At 43.5% G+C, this 12,521-nt stretch carries 11 protein-coding genes; 5 read left to right on the forward strand and 6 right to left on the reverse strand.

Going from position 1 to position 12,521, the window contains the following annotated elements:
* The first annotated feature begins 402 nt into the window (after positions 1 to 402).
* The gene (locus V7K38_RS27800) at positions 403 to 621 is read left to right on the forward strand and encodes a hypothetical protein (RefSeq protein ID WP_334862731.1); all 219 of its coding nucleotides are present in this window, start codon (positions 403 to 405) and stop codon (positions 619 to 621) included.
* Positions 622 to 886: 265 nt separating this feature from the next.
* Here V7K38_RS27800 and V7K38_RS27805 read toward each other — a convergent pair whose 3' ends face one another.
* On the reverse strand, positions 887 to 2,344 hold the full coding sequence (locus V7K38_RS27805) for an MFS transporter (RefSeq protein ID WP_334862733.1): 1,458 nt from the start codon (positions 2,342 to 2,344) through the stop codon (positions 887 to 889).
* Between the two features lie 100 nt (positions 2,345 to 2,444).
* On the opposite strand from V7K38_RS27805, the gene V7K38_RS27810 reads away from it, so the two are divergent.
* The 4 genes from V7K38_RS27810 (at position 2,445) to V7K38_RS27825 (ending at position 6,192) form a co-directional block, all read left to right on the forward strand.
* On the forward strand, positions 2,445 to 2,960 hold the full coding sequence (locus V7K38_RS27810; RefSeq protein WP_334862735.1) for a phosphoribosyltransferase: 516 nt from the start codon (positions 2,445 to 2,447) through the stop codon (positions 2,958 to 2,960).
* A gap of 330 nt (positions 2,961 to 3,290) precedes the next feature.
* Entirely contained in the window at positions 3,291 to 5,402 is a 2,112-nt protein-coding gene (locus V7K38_RS27815; protein ID WP_334862737.1) for a sensor histidine kinase, read from the forward strand.
* On the forward strand, positions 5,374 to 5,775 hold the full coding sequence (locus tag V7K38_RS27820) for a response regulator (protein ID WP_334862739.1): 402 nt from the start codon (positions 5,374 to 5,376) through the stop codon (positions 5,773 to 5,775). Before V7K38_RS27815 ends, V7K38_RS27820 begins: the two co-directional genes overlap by 29 nt.
* A 6-nt stretch (positions 5,776 to 5,781) precedes the next feature.
* On the forward strand, positions 5,782 to 6,192 hold the full coding sequence (locus V7K38_RS27825; protein WP_334862742.1) for a response regulator: 411 nt from the start codon (positions 5,782 to 5,784) through the stop codon (positions 6,190 to 6,192).
* A 103-nt stretch (positions 6,193 to 6,295) separates the two neighbouring features.
* Here V7K38_RS27825 and V7K38_RS27830 read toward each other — a convergent pair whose 3' ends face one another.
* The 5 genes from V7K38_RS27830 to V7K38_RS27850 form a co-directional block, all read right to left on the reverse strand.
* The gene (locus V7K38_RS27830) at positions 6,296 to 6,439 is read right to left on the reverse strand and encodes a hypothetical protein (protein ID WP_334862744.1); all 144 of its coding nucleotides are present in this window, start codon (positions 6,437 to 6,439) and stop codon (positions 6,296 to 6,298) included.
* A gap of 195 nt (positions 6,440 to 6,634) precedes the next feature.
* Positions 6,635 to 8,248 carry an NAD(P)H-quinone oxidoreductase subunit 4 gene (locus tag V7K38_RS27835; protein ID WP_334862746.1) on the reverse strand — a complete coding sequence of 538 codons (1,614 nt, stop codon included), beginning with the start codon at positions 8,246 to 8,248 and terminating at the stop codon, positions 6,635 to 6,637.
* 570 nt (positions 8,249 to 8,818) lie between these two features.
* A complete protein-coding gene (locus V7K38_RS27840) occupies positions 8,819 to 9,328 on the reverse strand; it encodes a hypothetical protein (RefSeq protein ID WP_334862748.1) in 510 nt (169 codons plus the stop codon).
* Between the two features lie 11 nt (positions 9,329 to 9,339).
* Positions 9,340 to 10,254, reverse strand: a complete 915-nt coding sequence (thrB, locus tag V7K38_RS27845) for a homoserine kinase (protein ID WP_334862750.1) — start codon at positions 10,252 to 10,254, stop codon at positions 9,340 to 9,342.
* Between the two features lie 548 nt (positions 10,255 to 10,802).
* Entirely contained in the window at positions 10,803 to 12,491 is a 1,689-nt protein-coding gene (locus V7K38_RS27850; RefSeq protein WP_334862752.1) for an NAD(P)H-quinone oxidoreductase subunit 4, read from the reverse strand.
* Between the last annotated feature and the right edge of the window lie 30 nt (positions 12,492 to 12,521).

Below are 12,521 nucleotides of genomic sequence, written 5' to 3' on the forward strand. Positions count from 1 at the left end.
AAGATGTGCTGCAACTATTTTTTCTCGAAGGTCGACAGAGTATGACTTCATTTAAAAGAATTTATATTTTAATTCAGTGTACCTCATAACAGACGTAAGTGCTGTAATGAGTCTTTTATACTGATTAATGAGTCTTTTATACTCGTTAACGAGTTATAAATTGACGATCGCACCCATTCAAATTTTTTGCCACTCCATCTAAGAGGATGTTTTAAAAGTGGGCGGCTGTAATTTTAGGCACTTGTTGATCCCCCCAACCCCCCTTAAAAAGGGGGGCAAAGTCTCTAAAAGTCCCCCTTCTTAAGGGGGATTTAGGGGGATCTAAAACGTTTTGCTACCGAGCAGAGGACTTTTAAAACATCCTCTAAGCTAAAGTTTTCAGGCGATGGCGCAAAGTGCCCCGTGGAAACGCTGCTGTTGCAAAAGGGTGATACAAATAACCTCAAGGAAGCATGTATAGTTGCACAGAACCACATTAGAGATTTAGAAGAAGCTATTATTTGTGGCGAGTTTCTGCAAGAGACATACTACTTTGAGCCTGAACTTACCGATAAAGCTCCCATCTTCACCCCTGAAGAAGAAGAATTTGCACGAACTGGTATGTTCACAGAAACCGCTTAAAGTAATTCGTAATTCGTAGTTAAGAATTCAACATCATTACCAATTCGTAATTATAGGGGTTCTCGTTTACGTAAGGTCTACCCGTAGGGGCACGGCAGTGCCGTGCCCCTACACTTCGCAATATAATGTTGTACCGCATCTGAATGGGAACCGCTATAAAAAATCGGGTTAGAGTCCCCAACCTCTACAGGTGGTAACAGAGTTTTTCGAAGTGTCGCCCCGTTATGGATGTGGATTTAAGCCCCAATCATAACGTAATTACGAATTACGAATTTGTCCTCTTTTCTTGCCGTTCTTTGAGTTTCAGCATAATCTCTGCGTGCATCTCGCGGGTAATTGGGTAAAAATACGTTAAAACCAAGCCACAAAGCAAACAAACTGTAGGTATGGGGCCAACGGCAATGCGAATGGCAAACAATGCTGATTCCGGTTGGGTGGGTAGTGGACTTCCGGCTACAGATTCTTTGAAATTGGCTGCTTGCAAAGCAGTTGACACCAAAAATAGCCCGAAAGCTAAACCAAATTTTTGTAGTAAAACCATGAAGCCATAAAATATGCCTTCTCTGCGCTGCCCGGTTTGGAGTTCATCTAATTCAATCACATCTGGAATCATCGACCAGGGAATTAAATAAGCTGTGGAGACACCAATACCAGCCATAACAGCCATCACATACATCAAAAGTATTTGACCAGGTTGTAAGAAAAATAGTCCGGCGGCGGCTATTATCCATAAACTCATTCCGAGAAAATAGACAACTTTTTTGCCAATTTTCTTACTCAGATATCCCCATACAAATAGCATCAGCAGGGCAGTTGTTTGAACTGTAATCAGCACTGGCGTTACATCTGATTCAAATTTTAGACCCATACAATTGACTACAAAAAAGGGAATAATGCTGGCTGTAATCTGCACACCTAGCCAAGAAAAAAGATATATACCAATAACAAATAAAAAAGGTCGGTTGCTGAAGACAATTTTTAGCTGTTCGCCGAAGGGGAGAGATTCAGGTTCCTCGACTTGGATGCGTTTAGCTTCAAAAGCCTGGATGCGATCGCGGACTCCAAAAACGCACCAATATAATCCTAAAATTGAGATTACTGTACAAACTGCTGCTAAAACCAGATACGCTTTTTGAAGATCGCGAATCTGCGAAAAAACAATTTGCGCTAAAATCAACGACAGAATGCTGCCACCAATGGAAAATGTAAAGCGATAGCTGTTAAGGCTGGTGCGTTCGTCGTAATCTTGAGTTAGTTCTGGAGTCATTGCCGTATAAGGCAAATTCACAACTGTGTAAAAGGACTGAGATATCACCCCAATCACTACGTAATAACAGAACATCGGCCAAATATTATCACTCTGATTTGCACTAAATCGCGGTACAATCCACTGCAAGAAAAAGAAAATTCCAAAGGGGATTGCTCCATAAAACATCCAAGGAAGACGACGACCCCAACGACGAGATTTCGTTTTATCAGTCAGGAACCCGACAAGCGGATCATTTACGCCATCCCAGATTTTGCCAATTAACAAAATAGTGCCAGCTAAACCCGCAGGGATACCAGCGACATTGGTAAAGAAAATCAGCAGATAAAAGACAGAGATATTTGCAGTAATTGCTGGCCCTAAATCTCCTGCACCGTAAGCCAGTTTTGTTTTAAAATTGAGTTTTTTACTGAGAATATCTCGTTGGGCATCACCATCAGCAGTAGAATCATTCATAAAACTTTGTACTCATACTAAAATAAAAAATCTGCGTAGGCGTAAGCCCATCGTAGAACATCGCCTTCAATACTAGCTATCTACTACTTCCGTTAGACTTATGCCAGACCTTTACGTTTCTTGGTCAGATTATCACCAAAAAATTGAACAACTGGCTATTCAGATTTATCAATCCAGTTGGGAATTTAACCAGATTATCTGTCTTGCCAGAGGAGGACTAAGAATTGGAGATATTCTTTCTCGGATATATCAACAACCACTGGCAATTTTAGCAGCCTCATCTTACAGTGGCCCCGGTCAGCAAGAAAGAAATAATTTAAATCTCGCCCGTCACTTGACAATGACTGCCGAAAAGTTAGGTTCACGCATTCTCTTAGTGGATGATTTAGTAGACTCTGGCATCACCCTCGAACAGACTATATCTTGGCTCAAGCAAAATATTGAGTTTCCCATTGAAGAAATTCGCACCGCCGTACTTTGGTATAAAGCCTGTTCAGTTATAGCACCCAATTATTATGTTGATTATCTACCTGACAATCCCTGGATTCATCAACCTTTTGAACACTACGAGCAGATAAACCCCGCCGAACTTGCGGCTAGGCTAATACCAATTTAATGTGAAGCTGCACTGAATGAGTAACTCTTTATTCTTGGCGCTCTTGGCGTACTTGGCGGTTCGTTTAATATTCTATGCATCTTCATAAAGAATTGGTATAAGTCAACTGTGTTAATTAATATCTACATAAAATAAATGCACTTTAGTGGTTAGAAAATCAGGGCTTAAGTCCTGATTTTCTAATCCCAGATCAACGATAATTCGGTCAATTAGTATACCTTATAACTTCAGTAAGTGCTGTATGCAATGCAAATTACGAATTAAGTAAAACGATCGCGAAAAACCAAACTATGTTGATAATATAGTTATCCTCAGAAATCGAGGTAAAAGTTGGCTACAAATTCCGGTTTTAGAAACCTAAAAGATCAGTTCCTGAGTGAACGCAAAGAGGCTCTACTAGCTCGGATGTCCAACCGAATCCGGCAATCGCTGAACCTCCAAGAGATTTTGGATGCAACTGTAGTCGAGTTGCGGGCATTTTTGCAAACCGACCGGACTAAGGTCTACCGCTTCGATGGCGACGGGCATGGACACGTCGTTGCCGAAGCCAGTGCCCCAAACCGCCTGCCTTCTTTGCTGGGATTGCACTATCCATCTGATGATATTCCCCCCCAAGCGCGGGATTTGTTTGTAAAAGCACGTACCCGTTGCATTGTCAATGTTAGCGAACAACGAATTATCCTCAACTCGTTGCCGACCCCCAAAACGACGGCAACCGGCGACTTAACCGTTCAAGAAGTCCAAGAGCAACCCCTCGAAGATATCTTAAGCCGTCCCGTAGACCCTTGCCATATAGACTATCTCACCCAGATGGGTGTGCAATCTTCTTTGGTGGTGCCAATAATTTATCAACAGGAACTCTGGGGGCTGTTGATTTCTCATCATGCCGAACCCAGAGAAATTACATCTGAGGATTTGCAGGTCATCCAATTGCTTGCTGACCAGGTTTCACTGGCAATTACCCAGGCAAGCCTGCTGAGTCAGGTACAGCAGCAGCAGCAACGCGAAGCGATCGTCAATCAAATTGCCACTATGCTACACGCGCCTCTGACCCATGAGCAGATTTTGCATAATGTTCTAGAACAAGCAGTCAAAGCATCTGGCAGTTCTGGAGGGAGGTTGTACCTAACTTCCCTCGATGAGGCAATACCCGCCCATATTTATACTTACGGAAATCAACCGGCCTCATCGGAGCTTGAGCAACCACAGTTACTAGAAAATTATCCCCTCTGGCAAGAGGTAGGGAAAACTCATACTCCCATCGACACTGACTTAACCCAAGAGGATAAGCCTGCTCTGCGAGTAGTAATTAATCTTCAGGAAGAACCACGTTTGCAACAGCTGCTCGAATCCTTCCAGACCAAAGTGATTCAGGGTTTGATTGTTCAACCTTTGTATTATGGTAAAGAATTTTTAGGGTATCTAACCTTCTTTCGTGACCAAATCGGCACACCAAGCCTTTGGCCGGGCTATGAGGAAGGCGATGAGCGTCAACAGCCTCCCCGTCAGTCAATGGCGCAATGGCAGGCGCTCAAACAAGATAAAGCTCATCCCTGGAGCATCGAAGAGATAGAACTCATCCAATCTTTGAACATTCACCTATCGCTGGCTGTGCTGCAAAACCGCTTCTATGAGCGCGAACGGCAGCAACGCCTGGTACTTGAGATGCACAATCAAGCCCTCTCTCATGCCCGAGCAGCCGCCGAAGAGGTAAGTCGCCTCAAGAGTACCTTCTTGGCTTCTACCAGCCACGAACTGCGAACCCCTCTGGCCTCGACCTTAAACTACTTAAAGTTGCTCAAAGAGCGCCTTTATGAAGACGAAGATGAGTTGCGCCAATATATAGATGGCGCTTACCAATCGACGGAAAATCTTGTTACTATCATCAACGATGTGCTTGACATTGCCAAGATTGAAAACGGACGCATAGCTTTAGAGTTAGAGACGGTTTATCTGAAAAAGCTTTTACAAGAGCAATGTTTTCTCTCAAATGCCCAAAGCCTCTGTAAGTCAATTCCTCTGAGACTCGATTGTGAAATCGAGACTGTTTTCGCCGATAATATCAAAGTCCGCCAGGTGATGACAAACCTGCTGAATAACGCTTTTAAATTCACAGATGAGGGACAAATTGATGTCCAGGCTATTGTCGATAGGACTGGGAAAATGGCTCAAATCTCGGTACAGGACACAGGTATCGGCATTGACATGGAAGACTCAGAGCAACTGTTTTCTCCATTTGTGCAAGCTGATGGTTCTATTCAGCGCTCCTACGCAGGCACCGGGTTAGGGCTGACTATCTGTAAGCGATTGGTGGAACTGATGGGTGGTAAGATATGGCTTGAAAGTCCTGGGCTAGGCCAGGGAAACACAGTGAGCTTTACCCTGCCCCTAAACAAACCGAGTCAGATTAGAGGTGACAGTCTTGAACATCCTACTGGTTGAAGATAACCAACTCCTGGCTAAGGGAACCGCCAAACTAATCGAACGTTTGGGGGGTCATCAGGTGTTTATTACTGCCGAACCAAAAGAAATATTCCAACAATGCCAAGCGGGGGCAGTAGAACTGGTGATTATGGATATCAATTTGCGGGGGGCACGCTGGCAAGGGGAAAAAATCGATGGCTCTATGCTGTCGCGCCATCTAAAGTCACAGTGGAAACACATACCAATTATCTTGGTGACGGCTTACACTATGCCTGCCGAGCAACATCTTTTGCTGTCCCAATCTGGGGCTGACAGTTGCTATACCAAACCCATCACTGACTATGATGCCTTTCTGGATATTATTACTCTTCTCGGTCAAAAAAGGAGTTGAATCTTAATGTACAAGCTGGCGATTTTGGATGATGACGAACACTGGTGTAGGATTGTCGAACGCTTTATGAAGCAAGAATATGCTGTGGAAACCTACAAGTCTGTGTCTCGTTTCTTGTGGGAGATAGAGGAATTAAATCAGTACGATATCTTTTTGGTAGATTTTGTGCTGCTACCCACGGCTCAGTATGAGCCAAATATAGATGGCATCCAAATCGTTGCCGATCTCAAGCGCGACTTGCCTCGTTCTCCTGTAGTCATCCTAGCCACGGCTTACATGAGCAAGAATGAGTTAGAGGTACATGGCAAACAAATGTGTCCAGAGGCAGACGGATTTTTTGCCAAGGATGCTGGGCTAGAATTATTGGCTAACCAAATGAAGCGGCTGCTCACAGCAGGTACAACTGAGGATATTTAGGGGAAAAGTACTTAAGATTTTCTAACCTTTGCTTGCCTTAAAAAGAGGTTAACAGCGATCGCACCACAGTGCATAAATCCAGTTTACCCTTGAGCCGCAACGCTTATCTGGCAAACAATTTTACTCCAGAACCAGTGATTTGTTTAGCGATCGCATTAATTTTTTGATCATACTCTGTCGATCTTCGAGAAAAAATAGTTGCAGCATATCTCCAGAAAAACATCTCAATCAGGAAAGTAGCTAACATATTTTCCGTCTCAAAGAGTTTAGTGCAAAAGCTTGTAAAACAACAAAAACTTGAAGGAAACTTACAACCTAAGCCGCGAGGAAAACCACAATTTAGTCATCTGACAAATGCGGACATAGAGTTAAGAGAATGAAACCACCCCTTTATTCCCCTAATATTTAGAATTTACTTGCAGCCCCTTAATGGGAAGTTAATTTACTCAGAAATATTAATTGAACTTTCAACTTGAGAAGCAGCCAATGTTGGCGCTGTAAAAATCCGCGAGTACAGACTTGATGGTTGCTGATGGGCTACAACTGGTAAAACTTGACGAGCATGGGCAGCTAATTCTACTGCCTTCACATCATAAGTCTGCGTTGCTAATTTGGGATAGAAGCCGATACCGATGATTGGCAGCAACAAACAAGCGGTAATAAATATTTCGCGGGGTTTGACATCAGATATTACAGCATCCAAGTGTAACTCTTGATTTTGCTCGCCGTAGAATACTTGACGCAGCATCGATAGTAAATAAATCGGTGTCAAAATCACGCCAACTGCTGACAGCAGTACGACTAAAATTTTGAAGCTGGAACTGTAAACATCAGTGGTGGCGATACCGAGAAACACCATCAACTCACCCACAAAACCACTCATTCCGGGTAAAGCAAGAGAAGCCATTGAACCAATGGTAAACAGAGCAAAGGTTTTGGGCATTACCTTGGCCATACCGCCCATTTTATCCATCATTAAGGTGTGGGTGCGATCGTAAGTCACGCCAGACAGGAAGAATAAGCTAGCAGCAATTAAGCCGTGGGAAACCATCTGTAACACTGCACCACTGATACCCAGTTCTGTATAGGAGGCAATACCAATTAGCACAAACCCCATGTGGGCAATTGAAGAGTAAGCCAAGCGGCGTTTGAGATTGGTTTGAGCGAAGGCGCAGCAAGCACCGTAGACAATGTTAACCACACCCAAAATTGCCAGCACCGGGGCAAAAGTCACATGGGCATTGGGCAACATTTCCACATTGAAGCGGATGAGGGCATAACCACCCATTTTTAATAACACACCAGCCAAAATCATTGAACCGGGTGCAGATGCTTCACCGTGGGCATCAGGTAGCCAAGTGTGTAAGGGGAAAATCGGCAGTTTTACACCGAAGGCAATCAAGAAACCTGCATAAACCAACAATTCCAAGGTTTTGGGGTATTCTTTCATTCCCAGAGTCGCCATGTCGAAGGTGACTGTATCTCCAGAGAATGCCATTGCAAAACCGGCAATCAAGATAAATATTGATGCGGCGGCGGTGTAAAGAATGAATTTGGTAGCTGCATAACGGCGGTTTTGTCCTCCCCAGATGGAAATCAGCAGGTAAACCGGCACTAACTCGATTTCCCACATTAGAAAGAACAGCAACAAATCTTGGGCGAGAAATACGCCAAGTTGGGCGCTGTACATCGCTAGCATCAAGCCATAAAATAATCGCGGCTTGGTGGTAACTTTCCAAGCCGCGAAGATTGCGAGGGTATTTATTAAGCCTGTTAGAAGCAGTAAGGGCATTGATAAACCATCAACCCCCACAGCCCAATGCAAACCTAATTGCGGTATCCAAGGATAGTTTTCTACAAGTTGGAGTGTCGAACTTTGAAAGTCGTACTTATACCAAAAGGCACAAATCATCAGTGCAAAGTCAGCGATCGCAACTCCCAGACTATACCACCGCACAGTTCTACCTTCTTTGTCTGGGATCAGGGGGATAGCTAAGGCTGCCACCAAGGGTAAGAGAATTATGGCTGTTAGCCAGGGAAATTCAATAGCATTCATCACTTCTGACAATCAATATTGCCTTTTCGCTTTTGGTTACATTATATTAAGGAATTTTGAGTTTTGTAAACATTTTTGAACTCTACAATATTAAATTTTTTCTTTTGACAAGAATATATACTCATCGAATGTCAATTTTTCAGGATAAATACTTGTCGGATTTTGCCGCTTTTAATTCTAAATGTAAAGTTTTGCAACGTCAACAAAAAACGGCAGCTAAAGCCACCGTTACATTTTCTGGAACATTTTTGAGGTAGAAACAAGCCTCAAACCTATGCAGGGTAAGGGAAATACGCCAAGTACTCAAAAATAGCTGGATTTCAGCTATGGCAATATACCAAGCAAAACGATGTCAAAGTATATCTTTATCTAGATTTGAGGCTTTTTTTGGTTTTTTATCTAAATCCCAGTAATATCCTGTGATAATCGATAAAATTCCTACCTTCTTCAACACCTCATTCTCAATAATTATTTAATGGACGATATTAGCAACTGTCTTGTCATATCAAATGGTTCTTGAAAAAGTCAATGAATGTTAGTAAAGTATTTCTAGTTTAGAACTGCTGACCATTAAACAATTCGGTTGACAATTGTCCACACTTCCCCATCAGAGCGGACATAAGGAACGGAGATTGTCTTGAACCCAGTAATGAAGGGTTTGTAATAAATCCGCCAATAGATTGGACTCAATTCATTAGCACAACGTTTAAGGAGGCGGACTTCTGCCGCCAATTCTCCAGCAAGTTCATTAATGCGTTGAGCATGAACCTGAGCCACTTCTTTCGCTTCTTCTAGCTCTTGCTGTTGGATAAGTTCTTTTGATGCAACTTGCGATCGCACTAACTTACCTTGTTTTTGTTTGATCTGGACTTCTAAAGCAGCGATCGCAGCATCGATGCCCTGGAGTTCAACTGATAATTGGGCGTTTTCTCTAGCTTGACGGCGATACGCTTCAACCATTGCCTGGGGTGAATCATTCTCGCCAGAGATGACATTATTAATAGTGAGTGCAGCACGTTCTTCTAGGAGAATTTGAATTTGAGAGTTAAGCGCCGCCATTTCAGCCTGAATTTGCTCCATAAAATCAAATATTAAAAGCTTTTTGCGCCTTGGGTATCGAGAGTTAGCGATCGCACTTCGGCTGTAATTCCTTCTTCTTGCCAAGCAGCTAACATCGCCGCCTCCACAGCTTTCGAGTTTAGTTTATCTGCCAAAGCTAACAGTGTCGGCCCCGCACCACTAATCACCATACCATAAGCACCAGCACTAACAGCTGCGATGTTAACAGCATCGTACCCAGCAATCAAAGCTTTACGATAGGGCTGATGCAACTTATCTTGCAAAGCTGTCTTTAACCATTGTCCGTTACCAGTTTCTAAGCCGCGCAATAGTAACCCCAAATGTGCTGTATTGAAAATTGCATCGGCGCGACTCACCTCCGTGGGGAGAACTCCCCGCGCCTTTGAAGTGGAAAGTTCAAAATTAGGAATAGCCACAACTGGTACAACATCTTTATGCCACGGAATATCACAAATTTCCCAAGCTGTGCCAGTGGTAGCAGCGAGACGACATCCTCCCAACAAAGCTGGAACTACATTATCAGGATGTCCTTCCATTGCGATCGCTAATTCCATCACCTGTGACTGAGACAGAGTTGCACCCTCAAGTTGATTAGCAGCAACTAACCCGCCAACAATTGCTGTCGCCGAACTACCCAAACCCCTCGCCATTGGGACACCTAACTTAATTTCTATTTTTACACTCGGCGGCGTTTGCTCTATATGTTGATAGAATTTGACAAACGCTTGGTAGAGGAGATTGCTTTCATCAGTTTGGACTCGTTCAGCTTCCGCACCATTGACATTAATAGTTAACCCACCTTCTTCTAGGCGAGTAAACTTGAACTCGTTGTACAGCTTTAATGCTGCACCGATGCAATCAAAACCAGGCCCCAAATTCGCAGTTGTGGCGGGAACGGTAACAGTGATGGCAGAAACAACAGACATTGGTAAAACTCAGTAATCATCAACCAGCATCTCATGTAAAGGGTTAATTTGTTTACTAGTAATGCTATTTTATAAACCACATTAATCTGTTATGGCTTTTTACGTATTAATTTTAAAAGAAAATGAGGATGAGATCGGCGTTACTTACCGCTTTGGCCCACATGAAGATCGTCTCGGCTCTTTGTGGATAGATAAATTTAAAAGAAAATGAGGATGAGATCGGCGTTACTTACCGCTTTGGCCCACATGAAGATCGTCTCGGCTCTTTGTGGATAGATAAATTTAGTGGGGAAGTTAAAGAACTTCAAGAAACACCAGAGCAAAACTCACAGACATTTTTTCAACGAGCAGCAGTAAAGGTTTGGCAAGATTGGAAAAAAGGATCTTTTCCAGAAAAAACATGTTGGGCATCCTGATAATGATTGGGGATTGACAGCCTATCTACAGTGATAGGCTATCAATACTCTGTTCTTCCTCTTAAAGATACCTAGAAGTTCTTTCTCTAAGTTAGCGATCGCTTTTTTTGACAAGTATATTGGTCAAAAAGCTTACTTCAAAGTTTCCAAAACTGGTTCTACCTCAACCTCTGAAATTTGCGGAACCAACAATCGATTAGCAAAAATCTGAGGATTTGTTTGCGAGATTATCGCATAAGACTGGCGAAGATTAGCATTCACTGCAATAGTCTTCACGTCATACATCTGCATGGCCATCTTAGGATAAAAACCAATACCAATAATCATCAGCAAAAAACATGCAGCGATAAACACTTCACGCGGTCTAGCATCATCGTAAACTGCATCCTCTGGCACGAGGCAGTCTGTACCAAAACAAACTGTTCCGTCATCTTCTTGATTTTCTAAGCCTGCATTATTAATGTCGCAGATGAGTGCTGCACCGTCACCATAAAATACCTCTCGCAGCATTGAAAGTAAATAAATAGGTGTGAGGATAACTCCAACTGCGGCGAGAAAAACCGTCACGGTGCAGAAAGTTGAACTGTAAACATCACTGCTTGTCATCCCAACGAATACGGAGAGTTCGCCAGCAAAGCCACTCATCCCAGGAAGTGCCAGGGATGCCATCGCGGAGATTGTAAATAGGGCAAAGACTTTGGGCATGGCTTGACCAACACCGCCCATATCTTTCATTACCATTGTGTGGGTGCGATCGTAAGTAACGCCGGCTAAAAAGAACAGCACCGATGCAATCAAACCATGCGAGATCATTTGCAACATCGCGCCGTTGATTCCCAAATCAGTGAATGAGGCAATCCCAAGCAGTACAAACCCCATGTGAGAAATCGACGAATAAGCCAAACGCCGCTTCATATTCGTCTGAGCAAAGGAGTTTAATGCACCATAGATAATGTTGACAACACCAAGAATGGCTAGAACGGGCGCAAAGTAAATGTGTGCATCGGGAAGTAGTTCAAGATTCAGGCGAATCAGTCCGTATCCGCCCATCTTCAGCAATACACCAGCTAAAATCATCGATACAGGAGAGGATGCTTCACCGTGGGCATCAGGCAACCAGGTATGCATCGGGAAAACAGCAAGCTTGACACCAAATGCAATCAGCAACCCTGCATAAAGTAGCAGTTGTAGTCCAAGTGGATATTCCTTATTGGCGAGGGCGGTGATATCAAATGTCATATCACCGCCACCGTATAGCCCCATTGCCAAGGCTGCCACCAAAATAAATATAGAAGCGGCTGCGGTATACAACAAAAATTTTGTAGCCGCATAACGCCGTCTTTGCCCACCCCAAATGCAGACTAGTAGGTAGACGGGAATCAGTTCTACTTCCCACATAATGAAAAATAGCAACAAGTCTTGGGCAACGAACACCCCTACCTGTGCTGAGTACAGCACCAACATCAAGAAATAGAAAAGGCGCGGACGGCGATCGACTTGCCAAGCTGAAAAAATCGAGAGTGTGGTGACAAATCCTGCTAGAAGCACAAGTGGCGCTGAAAGTCCATCAACTGATACGGCCCAGTTTAAACCTAACTGAGGCATCCAGGCATAATTCTCAACGAGTTGAAAACTAGCACTGCTGGCATCGTAATGCTTCCAAAAGGCGTAACACATCAAGGCAAAGTCTGCAATACCAACACCTAATGCATACCACCGCACGCGCTTGCCATCTTTATCAGGTAGCACAGGGATGAGCAGGGAGGCAACGAGTGGCAGCAAGACAATCGCGGTAAGCCAGGGAAATTGATCCGCTATCATGTATATGAGGAAAAATACTTATTTGTTTGT

Source organism: Nostoc sp., from assembly GCF_036917465.1.
In the GTDB taxonomy this organism is placed as follows: domain Bacteria; phylum Cyanobacteriota; class Cyanobacteriia; order Cyanobacteriales; family Nostocaceae; genus Nostoc.

Bases quoted from the DNA above. Each gene is read 5' to 3' on its own strand.
- V7K38_RS27840 (WP_334862748.1), bottom strand. From the start codon at position 9,328: ATGGAGCAAATTCAGGCTGAAATGGCGGCGCTTAACTCTCAAATTCAA.
- V7K38_RS27830 (WP_334862744.1), bottom strand. From the start codon at position 6,439: ATGTTAGCTACTTTCCTGATTGAGATGTTTTTCTGGAGATATGCTGCA.
- V7K38_RS27825 (WP_334862742.1), top strand. From the start codon at position 5,782: ATGTACAAGCTGGCGATTTTGGATGATGACGAACACTGGTGTAGGATT.
- thrB (WP_334862750.1), bottom strand. From the start codon at position 10,254: ATGTCTGTTGTTTCTGCCATCACTGTTACCGTTCCCGCCACAACTGCG.
- V7K38_RS27835 (WP_334862746.1), bottom strand. From the start codon at position 8,248: ATGAATGCTATTGAATTTCCCTGGCTAACAGCCATAATTCTCTTACCC.
- V7K38_RS27850 (WP_334862752.1), bottom strand. From the start codon at position 12,491: ATGATAGCGGATCAATTTCCCTGGCTTACCGCGATTGTCTTGCTGCCA.
- V7K38_RS27805 (WP_334862733.1), bottom strand. From the start codon at position 2,344: ATGAATGATTCTACTGCTGATGGTGATGCCCAACGAGATATTCTCAGT.
- V7K38_RS27810 (WP_334862735.1), top strand. From the start codon at position 2,445: ATGCCAGACCTTTACGTTTCTTGGTCAGATTATCACCAAAAAATTGAA.